12 protein-coding genes are annotated in these 16,218 nt (G+C 55.6%); 6 read left to right on the top strand and 6 right to left on the bottom strand.

Going from position 1 to position 16,218, the window contains the following annotated elements:
* Positions 1-46: 46 nt before the first annotated feature.
* Complete coding sequence (locus tag E0E17_RS04595) at positions 47-1,735, top strand: chloride channel protein (RefSeq protein WP_130831949.1); 1,689 nt, start codon at positions 47-49, stop codon at positions 1,733-1,735.
* On the opposite strand, the gene E0E17_RS04590 is transcribed toward E0E17_RS04595, so the two are convergent.
* Positions 1,732-2,235: a YgjP-like metallopeptidase domain-containing protein gene (locus tag E0E17_RS04590; protein ID WP_130831947.1), complete on the bottom strand. Its 504-nt coding sequence runs from the start codon at positions 2,233-2,235 to the stop codon at positions 1,732-1,734. The two genes, E0E17_RS04595 and E0E17_RS04590, sit on opposite strands and share 4 nt — an antisense overlap.
* A gap of 83 nt (positions 2,236-2,318) precedes the next feature.
* Between E0E17_RS04590 and rlmG the strand changes: the two genes are divergently transcribed.
* On the top strand, positions 2,319-3,437 hold the full coding sequence (gene rlmG, locus E0E17_RS04585) for a 23S rRNA (guanine(1835)-N(2))-methyltransferase RlmG (protein WP_130831945.1): 1,119 nt from the start codon (positions 2,319-2,321) through the stop codon (positions 3,435-3,437).
* Here rlmG and E0E17_RS04580 read toward each other — a convergent pair whose 3' ends face one another.
* The 3 genes from E0E17_RS04580 to E0E17_RS04570 all read right to left on the bottom strand — a co-directional run bounded on the left by E0E17_RS04580 (position 3,438) and on the right by E0E17_RS04570 (position 8,493).
* Positions 3,438-5,459 (bottom strand): NADPH-dependent 2,4-dienoyl-CoA reductase, encoded by a 2,022-nt coding sequence (locus tag E0E17_RS04580; protein ID WP_130831943.1) that lies wholly within the window; start codon positions 5,457-5,459, stop codon positions 3,438-3,440.
* 330 nt (positions 5,460-5,789) lie between these two features.
* Positions 5,790-6,413 carry a response regulator transcription factor gene (locus E0E17_RS04575; RefSeq protein ID WP_130831941.1) on the bottom strand — a complete coding sequence of 208 codons (624 nt, stop codon included), beginning with the start codon at positions 6,411-6,413 and terminating at the stop codon, positions 5,790-5,792.
* A gap of 82 nt (positions 6,414-6,495) precedes the next feature.
* Positions 6,496-8,493, bottom strand: a complete 1,998-nt coding sequence (locus tag E0E17_RS04570) for an ATP-binding protein (RefSeq protein ID WP_165446204.1) — start codon at positions 8,491-8,493, stop codon at positions 6,496-6,498.
* Positions 8,494-9,207: 714 nt separating this feature from the next.
* Here E0E17_RS04570 and E0E17_RS04565 point away from each other — a divergent pair.
* The gene (locus E0E17_RS04565; RefSeq protein WP_130831937.1) at positions 9,208-9,900 is read left to right on the top strand and encodes a response regulator; all 693 of its coding nucleotides are present in this window, start codon (positions 9,208-9,210) and stop codon (positions 9,898-9,900) included.
* A 253-nt stretch (positions 9,901-10,153) separates the two neighbouring features.
* The gene (locus E0E17_RS04560) at positions 10,154-11,473 is read left to right on the top strand and encodes a gluconate:H+ symporter (RefSeq protein WP_130831935.1); all 1,320 of its coding nucleotides are present in this window, start codon (positions 10,154-10,156) and stop codon (positions 11,471-11,473) included.
* On the opposite strand, the gene E0E17_RS04555 is transcribed toward E0E17_RS04560, so the two are convergent.
* Positions 11,470-12,198, bottom strand: a complete 729-nt coding sequence (locus E0E17_RS04555; RefSeq protein ID WP_237680761.1) for a purine nucleoside phosphorylase YfiH/LACC1 family protein — start codon at positions 12,196-12,198, stop codon at positions 11,470-11,472. The two genes, E0E17_RS04560 and E0E17_RS04555, sit on opposite strands and share 4 nt — an antisense overlap.
* A gap of 646 nt (positions 12,199-12,844) precedes the next feature.
* Between E0E17_RS04555 and E0E17_RS04550 the strand changes: the two genes are divergently transcribed.
* Positions 12,845-13,480, top strand: a complete 636-nt coding sequence (locus E0E17_RS04550) for a carbonic anhydrase (RefSeq protein WP_130835465.1) — start codon at positions 12,845-12,847, stop codon at positions 13,478-13,480.
* 2 nt (positions 13,481-13,482) lie between these two features.
* Positions 13,483-14,952 (top strand): SulP family inorganic anion transporter, encoded by a 1,470-nt coding sequence (locus E0E17_RS04545; RefSeq protein ID WP_237680816.1) that lies wholly within the window; start codon positions 13,483-13,485, stop codon positions 14,950-14,952.
* Between the two features lie 46 nt (positions 14,953-14,998).
* Here the strand turns inward: E0E17_RS04545 and ddlA are convergent, their stop codons facing one another.
* Positions 14,999-16,096, bottom strand: a complete 1,098-nt coding sequence (ddlA, locus tag E0E17_RS04540) for a D-alanine--D-alanine ligase (protein ID WP_130831930.1) — start codon at positions 16,094-16,096, stop codon at positions 14,999-15,001.
* Positions 16,097-16,218 lie beyond the last annotated feature (122 nt).

The following is a 16,218-nucleotide window of genomic DNA, read 5'->3' as shown; positions in this document are numbered from 1 at the left end:
ATGATGACAAGGCAACGAACGTTGGCTGAAGAGAAAAGGATTGTGGGTGAGCGGAAGTAAACATGCATTAAACTGGACGACACTGTTTATCGCTATTCCGGTGGGCTGCGTCGCCTCGCTGATAACGCTGGCGTTTCGCGGCATTATTGAACTGATTAACCAGTTATTGTTTGGCAGCGATGCGGAAATCACGACGGCGATGCATGTCTGGCCGTGGTTCACCTGGCCGTTGCTGGTGGGAGCAGGCGGCGTTATCGCAGGCTATTTTCTGCGTTTTGCCATTGCCATCGAGCGGCAGCAGACGGTGAAAACCGATTATATGGAAGTGATCAACGCCCGGCTGGATGCAGTGCCCACCCGCACCTCGCTCTACCGCGCGCTCTCTTCGGTAGCCAGTATCGGTAGCGGGGCCTCCATCGGGAAAGAGGGGCCGATGGTACAGCTCGCCGCGCTGTGCGGCAGTATATTCGGCCGCCTGCTCCCTGCCTCCCTGGGCCTGAAAAACAGTGATGTGGTGGCTATGGCGGCAGCGGCAGGACTGGCGTCGGTCTATCATGCGCCGCTGGCCTCCGCCATCTTTGTGGCTGAAATCGCGTTTGGTATCTCGGCATTGCAGCGGCTGATTCCCCTGATTATTTCCGCTGCGGTGGCGGTGATGACCATGTGGTCGCTCGGCTTTCGCACCGCGCTTTATCCGCTGGCCGATGTCGCCTTTCAGATGGATCTCAGCAGTCTGGCGGTTACAGTCACGCTGGGGCTGTTGGCGGGTATTACCGGCTGGCTGTTCATCAGGCTGATTGCCCGCAGTAAAAAAAGCTTTAATCGCATCCGCTCGTTGCCGCTGCGTCTGGGCGTGGGCGGCTTTGCCGTCGGGTTGCTGGCGCTGATCTCCACGGACATTCTGGGTAACGGCTATGAAGTGATCCTGCGGGTGATGGCGGGAGATTATCTGCTGCCCGCGCTGCTGTTGCTGCTGGTCCTGAAGATGCTGGCGACCGCGCTGTCGGTGGGATCCAGCGCGGTGGGCGGGCTGTTTACGCCAGCCTTACTGATCGGGGCGCTGCTGGGCATTATTGTGGCGCAGCTCGGCGTGGCGTTCCACCTGCCGCTGGGGGACACTTTACTCTATGCAGCGATAGGCATGGCGGCGGTACTGGCCGCGGTCAGCCAGGCGCCGCTGATGGCGATGCTGATGGTGCTGGAGATGACCCTCAACAGCAGCCTGCTGTTTCCGCTGATGATTGCCTCGGTGCTCGCTGCTATGGTGGTTTATCGCCTGCAGGCGGTCAGTACTTATCCGTTAGTGACTACTCACTTTAGTCGCTCGGAAGCTAAATTCGATTTTGACAATATGCGCGTGGCAGAGCTGATTATTCCCGGCGCGGCGCTACAGCCGGAAGAGTCGGTCGGCCAGGCGCTGGCGGTGAGTTCAATGAAACGGGAGCGCTACGTCTATGTGGTTAGCGCAGGCGGCCAGTTCCTCGGCGTGGTGTCGATCCATGAGATCGCGCGCAAGGTGCTGGCACAGGAGATCACTCTGGATTCGCCGGTCAGCGCGGTGATGGACGATCAGTTTCCGGTGGCCTATCAGAATCAGAGCATGCGTGAAGGATGGGAGGCGTTTGCCCGCGTCACGCTGGAACGGTTGCCGGTGCTGAATAATCCGCAGGAACGTCTTTTCCTCGGTGCCCTGACCAAAACCAGCCTGATACAAAAAGCGCAAGAGTTTCTTTAAGCGGCGTTACCGCGCATCGCCTGATCGGTCATCCACAGGCGGGCGTCAAATTCGAGCTGATGATACAGCGGTTCCATATGACAGCAGAGCTGATAAAACGCTTTGTCATGCTCTTTCTCTTTCAGATGTGCCAGTTCATGCACCACTATCATGCGCAGAAAGGGTTCCGGCGCCAGGCGGAAGAAGGTGGAAATGCGGATCTCCGCTTTGGCCTTCAGGTTACTGCCCTGTACACGTGAGATGGCGGTATGCAAGCCCAGAGCATGTTTCATCACTTTGATCTTGTTGTCATACACTACTTTGCTGAGGGGGGCGGCGTTACGCATATAGCGATTTTTCAGCGCCTGGGTGTAGTCATACAGCGCCCGGTCGCTAATGATGTTATGGGTATCGGGATAGCGCTGCTGTAAAAAAGCCCCCAGACGCTGGTGTTCAATCAGCGTTTTTACCTGCTCCAGCACAGGTTCAGGATAGCCTTGCAGATAGATCAGTGATGACATTAGTGATTCCCGACGAAAGACAGTATACTGCCGCCCCCTTTTCAGGGCGAAAATTGCGCAAAGTGTACCATGCCGGAGAATCCATGAGCCAACTTGAACTGAACGATCGCACACTGATCCTGCATCGTTTTCCACAAATGAGCGAAGAGAGTCCGTTACAGGCCTGGGACGCAGCCGACGAATATCTGTTGCAGCAGAGCCTGCCGGCAGGGCCGGTGCTGCTGTTGAATGACAGTTTTGGCGCGCTGACCTGTGCATTAAGCCCGCGTCCGTTGTGGCATGTCAGCGACTCCTGGATCAGTCAGCAGGCGACGCGACAAAATTTACGCCTGAACAATCTTGATGATTCCGGGGTTACCTTCCTCGACAGCCTGGCCCCGTTGCCAGCGGCACCCGCCTGCGTGCTGATTAAAATTCCCAAAACCCTGGCGCTGCTGGAACATCAGTTGCGCGCCTTGCGCACGGTGATCAGCGATGAGACGGTGATCATTGCCGGCGCCAGGGCGAAAGAGATCCACAGTTCAACGCTGCAGCTGTTTGAGCGTATTCTCGGTGAAACCAAAACCTCGCTGGCCTGGAAAAAAGCGCGCCTGGTCTACACGCGTTTTACGCGTCCGGCGCTGGCGGAGCAGCCCGTAACGCGCGTCTGGCCGCTGGAAGGCACCCCTTACCACATCCACAACCACGCCAACGTCTTTGCACGTATGTCGCTGGATGTCGGCGCGCGTCTGTTTATGGCGCATCTGCCGGAAAATATTGAGGGTGAGATTGTCGATCTTGGTTGCGGCAACGGCGTGATCGGCCTGATGGCGCTGGAGAAAAACCCTCAGGCGGAAGTGCATTTTGTCGATGAGTCCTGGATGGCCGTGGCGTCCAGCGCGTTGAACGTGGAAACCAACCGCCCGCAGGATAAGGCGCGTTGCCACTTTACCGTGAACAACGCGCTGAGTGGCTTCCCTGCCGATCGGCTGCATGCCGTGCTTTGCAACCCGCCGTTTCATCAGCAGCATGCGCTGACCGACCATATCGCCTGGCAGATGTTTCGCGATGCCAGACGCTGCCTGCAGTATGGCGGCGAACTGCGTATCGTCGGCAACCGCCACCTCGACTACCATCACAAGCTGAAAAAGCTGTTTGGTAACTGCTCGCTGGTGGCCTCCAGCGCGAAGTTTGTCGTGCTGCGTGCAGTAAAAGTGCGCTGATTAAAGGCGCAACGCCAGGGCGGTGGCCTGGGCGATTGCCCGACGGGCATCCAGCTCCAGCGCGACGTCCGCACCGCCGATCAGATGCAGCGGCTTCCCGCTGGTACGCAGTGCCGCCTCCAGTGCGCGCTGCGGCTCCTGACCGGCGCAGATCACCACATTATCTACCGCCAGCGTTAATGTCTGGCCGTCATGGCGCAGATGCAATCCCTGATCGTCAATGCTCAGATACTCTACGCCGCCCCACATATGGACGCCACGGGCAAGCAGGCTGGTACGGTGGATCCAGCCGGTGGTTTTCCCCAGCCCGGCGCCGGGTTTGCCCGCCTTGCGCTGCAGCAGCCAGACTTCACGCGGTGCGGCGTGGGGGCGGGGCGTGCGCAACCCGCCGCGCTGGCTTAATGTGCTGTCGATGCCCCATTCCTGATAAAAAGCCTCCCGCTCCTGGCCGCCTGGCGGCTGGGTTAAATATTCCGCCGTGTCGAAGCCGATGCCGCCAGCACCAATAATGGCAACCCGTGCGCCGACCGGTTTCTTGTCGCGCAGCACCTCAAGGTAACTCAGCACGCAGGGGTGATCGATGCCGGGAATAGCAGGGATGCGCGGTACGATACCGGATGCCAGGATCACTTCATCCGCTTCTTCCAGCATCTGTGCGCTGACCCGGCAGCCGGTGTTGATCGTGACCTGTGCTGCCGCCAGCTGATAGCGGAAATACCGCAAGGTTTCGGCAAACTCCGCTTTACCCGGAATCTGACAGGCCAGGGTAAACTGGCCGCCAATGTCATCCTCGGCTTCCCACAACGTCACCTGATGACCGCGCTGCGCCGCCTGCAGCGCAAACGCCATGCCAGCGGGACCGGCGCCTACCACTGCCAGCTTTTTGCGTACTTTTGCTGGTTCAACCGGCATCAGCGTTTCATGACAGGCGCGCGGATTCACCAGACAGGAGGTGATCTGGCCCTGGAAAATCTGATCGAGGCAGGCCTGATTACAGGCGATGCAGGTATTAATCGCTTCCGGTTTTCCCTGCCGCGTTTTGCTGACGAATTCCGCATCAGCCAGAAACGGGCGCGCCATCGAAACCATATCTGCGCAGCCCTCATCCAGCAGCTGCTGCGCCACGGCGGGATGGTTGATGCGGTTGGTGGCGATCACCGGCACTGAAACATGTTCGCGCAGTCGTCGGGTGACCCAGCCAAAGGCCGCGCGCGGTACACAGGTGGCAATGGTCGGGATGCGCGCCTCATGCCAGCCGATGCCGGTGTTAAACAAGGTCACGCCACATTTTTCCAGTTCACCAGCCAGCGTCAGCGTCTCTTCCAGCGTGCTGCCATCCGGCACCAGATCCAGCATTGAGAGGCGAAAAATAATGATGAAGTCGTCACCGGCGGCGGCACGCACCGCCCGGGTGATGGCGAGGGGAAAACGCATGCGGCGGGCTAAATCACCGCCCCAGCCGTCATTCCGCTGGTTGGTGCGGGCGACCAGAAACTGGTTAATCAGATAGCCCTCGGATCCCATAATCTCCACGCCATCATAGCCTGCTGCTTTTGCCAGCGCGGCACAGCGGGCAAAATCAGCAATAGTCTGTTCAATCGCCGCTTCACTCAGCACCTGGGGCAGGAAAGGATTAATGGGGGCCTGAATGGCCGAGGGCGCGACCAGCTGACGCTGATAGCTGTAGCGTCCGGCGTGCAGGATCTGCAGGGCGATTTTGCCGCCCGCCGCATGAACGGCCCCGGTGATCGGACGATGCCAGGCGCACTGCGCTTCTTCAGTCAGCTGCGCGCCACCCTGCGCCACCACGCCTTCTGCACAGGGGGCAATGCCGCCGGTTACGATCAGCGCGACCCCCGCACGCGCCCGCTCGGCATAAAAGGCCGCGAGACGTGCGCTCCCTTCAGGATGTTCTTCCAGGCCGGTATGCATGGACCCCATCAGAAAACGGTTCTTTAGCCGGGTAAAGCCGAGATCGAGCGGAGCAAAGAGGGAAGGGAAAGCGGTATTCTGCGGCGTCATAGTTACTCGCTGTCTCAGGTGGTCGGATGAGTGGACTGTAACCTGGTTCAGCGGCGTAAAGCAGAAGAACAAAAGCAAGCTGTGAGAAACATCAAAAAAAACAGCAGGGCGTATAAGACGCAGACGAAAGAATAACATCTTTCGCTCAGACAGGATAAAGCGCTTATACCCCTGCTGAAACCACACTGATGGGCTAATTCACTTAGCTCTTCTCATTTTCACGGAGTTAGCCAGATGGCTAATGGCTGAAAGAGCACACGACCAGAGCGTTATTTGCTGCCTGCTGACATTGTTGCAAGGTCATTTGCCAGCCCGCAACCTTGCGTCTGGCTAACAGGCCCCATTGCGTTTGGCTATTTCTATTACATTCACCAGATTGCGCGTTTCCAGCTTCTGAAATATTTTGGTTTTATAGGTACTGATGGTTTTATTGCTGAGGCCCATTTCATTTGCAATAATTTTGTTGGTTTTCCCCTGCGCCAGTTGACGTAAAATAAGCGCTTCACGCGCAGTAAGGCGAGTCAGACGGCGCTGCTCTTCCAGATAGTAATTGGTGCGCTTAAGGATCTCCTCCGGCAGATAATTGACGCTGTTGTAAACGCAGCTGATGGCGGCAATCAGCGACTTAATATTATCGTGTTTGGAGACAAAACCATTGGTGCCCTGAATAACCGATTGCATGATTAAGTGTTCATTTTTGCTCTGGCTCAACAGGATGGTTTTGATGCGCGGTCTGGATTTGACGATATCTCTTAAAAAAGCGATGCCGTTATTTTCATTAAATTCCGGGTCAAGGATAAGAATATCGATACGCTGATGCGTGACTGCATTGATGCCTTCGTTAATGGTGTTTGCGATCGAAACATGGTTAAAGCCATTCATTAATAATAAGCTTTGTAAGCCTGCGGAGACCAGACGGTGCTCATCGACGATCAGTATCTGTGCGTTATACATTTTATCCCTTTTCTGCTTCCATGAACGAATTCATAATTCTCAGCCAGCCTTGACGCTAATTATATCCCTCACGTTTGCCGGATTAATCGAGAAACGTCTCGATAAATGGGTTCTGCTTATTTCCGCATTTATTTTCGTTAAGGCAATGTTGAAAATGATGCAATTTTTTTTCAATAACGACAATTTCTTGAGCAATATCGGCGATTAATTCACTGATATCGCATTTTTTTTGCTGATGCTTTTCCAGCGCCAGCCCCAGCGCGGCCAGACGCGTTGCGTTCAGAATAGTGGCGCCGCCTTTCAGCTTGTGTCCCAGCTGAGCCAGCTTCTTACCTGAGGTGGTACGCTGCATCGCGGCCAGAAGCTCCCGGTTCGTGGCGATCGCACTCTGGATCAGCGCGCGGCACCCTGCGGGATCCTGCTCTGCAAACTGCATCAGCAGCGGCGAGAAAGCCGCTCTCTCTGTCGCGCCTGACGGCGCGTTGGCTGAGCGCTCGCTCTGCGGCGTGCGTCGTGAGCAGCGAGCGACATAGCCGAGTAGCGTGTCCAGATCGATAGGTTTACACAAACAGTGATTCATCCCTGCTGTAAGACAGCGCTGAACGGTATGCGTCTCCGCCGATGCTGTCAGGCCATAAATGGCGACGGGCGGAAGATGCCACATTTTCTCGCGTTGACGCACCGCCTGAGCAAACTGGAAACCATTCATTCCCGGCATATTGCAATCGGTGATAATCAAATCGAAGCGTTGTGGATCCTGCTCCCATAAGTCAAGCGCTGCCGTCGCGCTCTCCAGCACCACGGCCTGGTGGCCGGCATGTTCCAGCTGGCGGGCGATCAGCAAACGATTCGGCGCATGATCCTCGGCAACCAGTATCTGCAGGGTCGCGCATGGATCGGATGTATCGATCAGAGAAGCGGGGGGATGCTGACGCTCCGCAGGCGCGGCATGAAAGGTAAATGAAAAAACCGATCCTGTACCGGGTGAGCTGATGACCTGGAGTTCTCCTCCCAGCAGACGAGCCAGCCGACGACAAATATTCAGCCCAAGCCCGCATCCCGCCTGCTGTTGTTGACGCTCGCACACCTGCACAAAGGGTTCAAAAATCGTCTGTTGCTGCTGTCGCGTCATACCGCAACCGCTGTCGCTGACTTCCAGGCAGTAGTCACCCTGCTGGCGCTGCGTCAGCGTGACATTCACTTCTCCCTGCCCGGTAAATTTAATGGCGTTACACAGCAGGTTGGTGAGAATCTGCGTCACCATGACAGGATCGATATGGACACAGGGCGCATTCAGTGCGATGTGGCAGTTGATCGCAATCCCTTTGTCCGCCGCCTGATTACGGAACAGCGCCACTGTCCGCTCTACCAGCGCGGGTAACTCTGTGCTTTCCGGCATCGGCAACCAGCGCCCCGACTCAATTTTATTCAGGTCGAGAATATCGCCAATCAGCGCGCGCAGCGCGCGGGCCGATTCAAAGGCGACATTGAGGTTCTCTGAGGGCGCGTTGGCCGGTTGCTGACGCATCTCCATTTCCAGCAGACCGATAATCGCATGCAGAGGGGTACGAATCTCATGGCTCATTCTGGCCAGAAACTCGCTTTTACAGCGGTTCGCCGTTTCCGCCTCATCGCAGCGCGCCTGCGCCAGACGCAGCTGATTTGCCAGCGCCTGCTCAGCCCGTTTGCTGCGTTGAATGACATAACGCAGATGAATGAACCACCCGCAGCCGAGCAGCAGCAGCGCGACGGAGAATGCGCTGACAGTAAGCAGAAGAGGGTGGTAGTGGCGCCACATAAGCGGCAGCCCTGACAGCGCTGTCCGCAGCCGGAAACGTACAGGCGGTTTCAATCCCGCCCCAAAGCCTGAGGGTCCGTTGTGCTGCGCTCGTTGCCAGCGATCGGGCAAGTTAACTTTCCCCGTCAGGGGCATATTTTTTTTCTGCCGCACCGGCACTGGCTGTGCGGGCAGGGTGAAGGCTTTCAGCGGCTGAGGCGTCAACGCCGCCGGTATGGGACAGAGTAAAACCGCCGCGCAAAACAGGCTGCGAAAGGTGAAGCGTCGTATCGGTTTGACCAAAATAAGATCCTTTATGGCCGGGAACATACATATCTTTCCATTGAGAACTGCGTTTCATTACGCAGGTTGCCGTTACAATCCGGGATAAAGCGCATATATTTCCAGAGCGAAAGATGATTTTACGACCTTTCTTACTTTATAATCGCAGCGGTAAATACGCGCTGGCAGGATAAAGGGATGTGGCGCAAATTTTCCTGATTCCCTGAAACAAGCTGATATTTTCCTTGCTGGCAAAATAATTCCCTCCCTAAGTAACAGACGATACGAAAGTTACGGTACAGGTATTTCAAGACAATTCTTGTGTGGTCCTGATGCAGGTTGCGTCAGAATTTTCGTACAAGCAACGCAGATATTATAGATTAATACGCAACTGCCTAAACATAAAGGGGTATTTGTTAGCACCCCGGGGAGCCTGCTGGTGGGGAGAGAAAGAAAGTGACAAATAATGATAATTCAGGGTGAAGAGAGGCATTTATTTCCGTATGATCGCCATGCAAGCTGTCGTTATAATACAGGCGCTCTGCTTCCATTAGTTAAATCCGTAAAAGGATGTTGACCTGAGAAGATGAGAGAAGGGTGATGCGTTGCCGGGTTATTAATTATATTTAGCACCAGAGGATGATTAAATATGACAAGCCGCCTTTTATTCCACTTCGGAGCAACCTCTTTCACGGGCATGGATAAAGATAAAAAATGATTTAAAAGGAATTAATTATGATGAAAGCACCTAATAACCCACTGCATGTTGCTTTGCTTGACGACCACCCGATGATTCGTACAGTGTTCGAACTATGTTTCCGGCAAGAGCAGGATATGCAACTGGTGGGCACCTGGGGAACCAGCAGCGAACTTTTTACCCGGCTGAAGTCGGTATCTGTTGATGTTCTGGTGCTCGATTTTCTGCTGGGGGATCGCGAGCTGGACGGACTGGCACTGGTTAAACAGCTGCGTAACCACTATCCCTGTCTCAAGATCCTTGTCTCATCGTCGATGGAAAGCCCGGCGATCGTGAAAATGGTATTAACCGCTGGCGTCAGAGGATTCATCGGTAAGAGCCAGTACATGGAGGAAATTTTTCATGCTATCCGTCAGGTTGCCCAGGGACATATCTATCTCTCGCCTGCCGTCGCTTACGAAGTGGAAAACCTGTATACCATGTATGAGGCATCCCCGGCAGAAGGGACTGACATTGACGCCAGAAGCCATATGTATGAAAAAGTGAAGCTGCTCAGCCCGCGTGAAGTGGAAGTGGTGCGCTGCTTTCTCGACGGCCTGAGCGTGTCGCAAATTGCCCTGAAATTTAAGCGCAGCCGGAAAACGGTCAGCGGACAAAAGCAGTCGGCGCTGAAAAAGCTGGGCTTGCGCTCTGACTCCGAACTTTTCAAATACAGCCACGATCTGATGTAACGCGCTGACGCGACAGGGGCCTTGCTGCCTGTCGCTCTTTTTCTGGCTGCGCGTCACCACGTTATGCGTAACACCCGGCGCTTCCTCCCGTTTAAGTGATCAACTTAACTGTTTTCACTTTCTGTCGCCTGTTTGATGGTCATTTTTGCCACGTCACAAAGCGAGCGTTATACCTGGTGCATCATTACCCTGGTTGTTACCGGTGCAGCACCTGAACCTTACCTCTCTTCCGGACAAAAATAAGGAAAACAAAATGCCCATTACGATCATTGTGCTTGGTGTCATTCTGCTGTTGATATTAATGATTATTTTTAAGGTCAACGGTTTTATCGCGCTGATATTTGTCTCGGCGGTTGTAGGGATTGCTGAAGGCATGGCACCGCTGGAGGTCGTGACCTCGATTCAGAAAGGCGTGGGATCGACGCTGGGCAGCCTGGCGCTGATCCTCGGCCTGGGGGCGATGTTAGGCCGGCTGGTCTCTGATACCGGCGCTGCGCAGCGGGTTGCCAGCACGCTGATTCACGCTTTTGGCAAAGAGCGCCTGCAGTGGGCGCTGGTGATTACCGGGCTGATAGTTGGTCTGGCGATGTTTTATGAGGTGGGCTTTGTGTTACTGCTGCCGCTGGTGTTTACCATTGTGGCCGCAGCGGGTCTGCCGTTGCTCTATGTTGGCGTGCCGATGGTGGCCGCGCTGTCGGTAACCCACTGCTTCCTGCCGCCGCATCCCGGCCCCACGGCGATAGCGACCATTTTCGGCGCTAACCTGGGCACCACGCTGCTCTATGGCTTCATCATTACGCTGCCCACTGTTATCGTGGCCGGGCCGATTTTTTCCCGCTTTCTGAAAGGCTTCGAAAAGTCGCCGCCGGAAGGCCTCTACAACCCGAAAATTTTTCCGGAAAATGAAATGCCGGGCTTCTGGACCAGCATCTTTGCGGCGGTGATTCCGGTGGTGCTGATGGCTTTCGCGGCAGTCTGTGAACTGACCATGCCGAAAGAGAATCCGGTGCGACAGTTTTTTGAATTTATCGGCAACCCGGCCGTGGCGTTATTTATTGCCGTGGTGATCGCCGTCTTTACCCTTGGCCTGCGGAACGGACGCAAGATGGAGGAGGTCATGGACATGTGTGGCGATTCCATTGCGGCCATCGCCATGATTGTCTTTATTATCGCCGGCGGCGGTGCCTTTAAGCAGGTGCTGGTGGATAGCGGCGTCGGTAACTACATTGCCGATATGATGAAAAACTCCTCTTTGTCACCGTTGCTGATGTGCTGGACCGTGGCGGCGATGCTGCGCATTGCGCTGGGATCGGCCACGGTAGCGGCCATCCCCACCGCCGGTATCGTTATGCCAATCATCGCCGCCACGCACGCTGATCCGGCGCTGATGGTACTGGCGGTGGGCGCTGGCAGCGTTATCGCCTCGCACGTTAACGATCCCGGTTTCTGGCTGTTTAAAGGCTACTTCAACCTCAGCGTGGTGGAAACGCTGAAAACCTGGACGGTGATGGAAACCCTGATCTCGATTCTTGGCCTCGCGGGTGTGCTGATCCTGGATATGCTGCTGCATTAACGCCCGGCGAGGCGGCGTATCCAGGAGTAACGCGACTGGTAGCCACTGGCGAAATGGGTATTGCGTCGGTAGCTCGATCCCGCCTCCGCCATGCAATAAGTACAGACGTTGAGCAGGTCGATGTGCGCGGCGGGAATCCCCATCTGCAGCAGCATCTGACGCCCCAGCTCCGGCAGATCAAACCAGATCCCCTGCTGCCGGGGCTGCGCCTGTGGTCGCACCGCGCGCACGTTCTGCGGCTGCTCTGCTGACCAGCTGACCGGCTGCTGCAACAGGCGATTCTGCTGAATGTCAGCGAGTACCTCTTCCCCCAGCTCATAACAGCAGGGCAGGATCGCGGGTCCGATGGCGACAAACAACGTGTCGTTACGCGCACCCAGCGCCTTTAACCGCTCCACAGCACTGAACAGGACGCCAGCCAGCGCCCCTTGTAAGCCAGCATGGACCGCCGCGACATGGCGCTGACGTGCATCGGCGATCAGCACCGGCAGACAGTCTGCGGTATACACCGCTACCGGCCGCGTGGTCACGCCAATAATGCCGTCTGAGACGCAGCTTTTGGGCGGCACGTTCTCACTCTCCAGCACCACCGTTGAACTGTGACGTTGATGACCATAAGCGGCATCCGCTGGCGGCGATTCTCCGGCAGCCTGAAAAGCGTGATCGATCCAGCCGAGGGACTCTAGCAGGGGGGAGCGGCGCGGCGGCAAAACAGGTGAACTCACGGGACTCTCCTTTTATCAGACGCAGCAAATTGCTGCATCCAGACTATTACATTTTTAGCGGCGATGCCTCTGTTCCCGGACCGCTGTTTAGGGTGCTCACCTGAGCGGCTTCAGCAGCATAGCCGGGAAGATGAAAAAACAGGCGTCGTCTGATATTCGCTTTTCCATGTTAATAACAGAGAGTGCGCAATGCCTTACCTTATTAGGGTGCTCATTATTAAATTCAAAATAGTTCATGTGGATTATTTTTATTTTTTATTATTTCACACGGAAAATAATGGAAAGAAACCTTTCTGCTTTTCGGGTTATTTTGCGCGACTGTTGCCTGGTACACTCGCTTTGTCAATTGCGCGTAGCCTTTTTATCGGCAAGTTTCTCTTAATTTTTTGATTATTATATTATTTTATTTTTATTAATATTATGTGCGGATAAAGAAAATTTACGCAAAACAGACATAAGCTTAATAAAAATTTACCCGATAATTTTGTCCGTAGAATATGGCGATATCGTCAATCCATAATTATTCTTTAAAACTTCTGTCTTTTATAGCGAGTAATTTTTGTTGGCGGTGATGGCCTGTAACTTTCGCAGCGCTATTTCTCTTTGTAGTCAGCCCGGAAGCCCTTTTTCCGATAGTAGAGAGAAGATAATTATGACGACCCTTAAACCCTTATTGGCGAAAAATCGCAGTTGGGCATTACAGCGCCGTGCGCGTAATCCAGATTACTTTGAAAAATATCGTTATCAGCAAAAACCACATTCATTATGGATCGGCTGTTCCGACAGCCGGGTGCCTGCAGAGGTATTAACCGGGGCGCATCCGGGAGAACTGTTTGTTCATCGTAATATTGCCAATATGGTAGTGACGCAGGATGACAACGTGATGAGCGTGTTGCAGTATGCGCTGGTCTACCTCAAAGTCAGCCAGATCGTATTATGCGGTCATTATGGCTGCGGTGGCGTCCAGGCGGCGCTCAGCCTGCCTGAAAGCGCGCTCGCCGATGAAGACTCTCCCCTGACGCGGCGTATGCATGAACTGCGCCGGGTACTGCAGCAGGGATTAGAGGATTATCACGCCTCCGACGCCACGGAGGGCGACAAACTTAACCAGCTGGTGGAAGTTAATCTGCTGGCCCAGTTTGCGCAGCTGGTGGCGAGCGAACCAGTGCGTAGCGCCTGGCAGAGGGGCCAGACGCTTCATCTGTTCGGCTGTGTCTATGACCTGCAGTCCGGCCATCTGAAAGAGTTGATCCATCAGTCAGCAGAGGAGCCGCAAGCATGAGCCTGCATACTCTTCGGCAGGATATTCCCGCCGGGCTGGTGGTTTTTCTGGTAGCGTTGCCGCTCTGCCTTGGCATTGCGCAGGCCAGCGGTCTGCCTCCCTTTGTCGGTCTGCTGACCGGCGTGATTGGTGGCCTGCTGGTGACCGCCTTCAGTCCTTCACGCTTCGCCGTCAGCGGACCGGCTGCCGGGCTGGTGACTATTGTGGTGGCCGCGATGGCGACGCTGGGCAGTTTCTCCGCTTTCCTTACCGCGCTGGTGCTGGCTGGCCTGTTGCAGTGTCTGCTGGGTGTGCTGCGTGCCGGGCGCTTTATCAGCCTGGTGCCTGGCAGCGTGATTAAAGGGATGCTGGCAGCCATTGGTATTCTCCTGATTATGCAACAAATTCCGGTTGCGCTCGGCATCGTCGATGAGCAGGCGTGGGGCGCGCTGCTACAGGGCGAGGCGCAACTCTCTCCGACGGCGCTGACAGTAGCGGGCGTTGGCCTGGCGCTGCTCTGGCTCTGGGGTACTCCGCTGATTAAAAAAGTCAGCCTGCTGCGCTGGATTCCGGGACCCCTGGTGGTGGTGGTAGTGGGCTGCCTGGCGACGCTGGCGGGAAACCGCCTGTTCCCGGAGCTGGCTGGCACGTTGCCGCGCATCAGCCTGCCAGCTTTTGATAGCCTGGCGGCGCTGATGAGCGAACTGGAAACGCCGGACTGGATGGCGTGGCGCAATCCTGCCGTCTGGGGCGTCGCCGTAACCCTGGCGCTGGTGGCCAGTCTCGAGACGTTGCTCAGCCAGGAGGCGTTAAAAAAGTTGCGTCCGCAGAATCCGCCGCCTTCGCCCAATAAAGAGATGGTAGCGCAGGGCATCGGCAACCTGACGGCGGGTCTGCTGGGAGCGATGCCGGTGACCGCGGTGATCGTGCGCAGTTCGGTTAACGTCAGCGCGGGAGCGCAGAGTAAATTTTCAATTCTGTTGCATGGCGTGTTGCTGTTGCTCTGTGGCCTGTGGTTCAGCGATCTGCTGAACAGCATCCCGCTTGCCAGCCTGGCGGCCGTGTTACTGCATACCGGTTATAAGCTGGCGACGCCGCGTCTGTTTATTGAACAGTTTCGCATGGGCGCTCAGCAGTACGTTCCCTTTCTTACCACCATTGGTGCCATTGTGGTGTTCGGCATGCTGTCCGGAATCGCGCTGGGGATCGCCATGCAGGTTCTGTTCAGCATCTGGAAAAGTCATCGTAACGCGCTGCAGCTCACCCGTTATGACGATCACTATGTATTGCGTATTCAGCAGAACCTGACCTTTATGCACAACCCGCATTTGCAGGGGCTGCTGGAGACGATCCCGGAGAACAGTGTGGTGATCGCAGAGCACGATAACGTGGCCTATATGGATCCCGACGTCAAAGCGCTGCTGCAGGCGTTTGGTGAAAATGCCGACAAGCGCGGCATTCGTCTCAGCCAGTGGCCGGTGGCGGTGAAATGAAATAAGTGCAAAACCGGATATCTTCGATATCCGGTTTATTTGCGGTTTACACTATGCTGCTGTTCAGCGCGCTCTCCTGCTGATGGCGCGCCAGCGCCAGTTCAATCAGGCGGGTGATCAGGTCCGTATAGCTCAGCCCGCTCGCCTGCCACAACTTGGGATACATGCTGATATTGGTGAAGCCAGGCAGGGTATTCACTTCGTTAACGATGATCTGGTCGTCAGGGGTAAGGAAGACATCCACCCGCGCCATTCCGCTGCATTCCAGTGCGCTGAACGCCTGCAGCGCCACCTGGCGAATCGCCTCGCTGCTGGCGTCAGGGATCGCGGCGGGCACTACCACCTCAGCGCCATCGGCATCGATATACTTGGTCTGATAAGAGTAGAAGGCGTCATGTACCACCACCTCACCACAGAGGCTGGCTTGCGGATGATCGTTGCCCAACACGGCACATTCGATCTCCCGTCCCTGAATCCCCTGTTCAATCAGCACTTTGCGATCGAAGCTAAAGGCGAGATCCAGCGCCGCAGCAAACTCCTCCGCGCTGCTGACCTTGCTGACGCCCACAGATGAGCCCTGGTTAGCTGGTTTGATAAACAGCGGCAGACCGAAGTGGGCGATCACCTCATCCGCACGCAGCTGTGCCCGCTGGCTGGCGCTGACGCTAATCCAGGGCGCAACCGTCAGTCCGGCGTCCCGCAGCAGCCGTTTGGTGATATCTTTATCCATACTCACCGCCGAGCCCAGCACGCCTGAGCCGACAAAAGGCAGGTTGGCCATACGCAGCATGCCCTGCAGCGATCCATCTTCTCCCAGCGTACCGTGCACGATGGGGAAAATAACATCCACCTGCGACAGCGGCTGTGCATTACCGGATTCGATAAGCTGCTGCTGAGCCTCGCCGGGGATCAGCGCCACGCTTCTGCCGGAGCGGTTCAGGGCGATCAGCGCTGGATTCTCCGCATTCAGCAGAAAATCGGACGCTTCATTCAGGTGCCACTGTCCCTGTTTATCAATTCCCAGCAGTGAGACCTCAAACTTCGTTTTATCGATAGCCTCAATAATATTTTTTGCTGATTGTAATGACACTTCATGCTCGGCCGACTTGCCACCAAACACAATCCCTACACGCAGTTTCGTCATTGATTCATATCCGCCAGATGATGCAAAGGAAAAATAAGATAGCACGCAGGCGATGCGGCGACACGAGAGGAAGAGGCGGGAAGAAAAAAAGCGGCCCGCAGGCCGCTAAATAACCTCAACTA

It is taken from the genome of [Erwinia] mediterraneensis (assembly GCF_900604315.1).
GTDB lineage: Bacteria > Pseudomonadota > Gammaproteobacteria > Enterobacterales > Enterobacteriaceae > Pantoea > Pantoea mediterraneensis_A.
The sequence above is the reverse complement of the archived record's forward strand: the minus strand, read 5'-3'. Positions and strand labels throughout refer to the sequence as shown.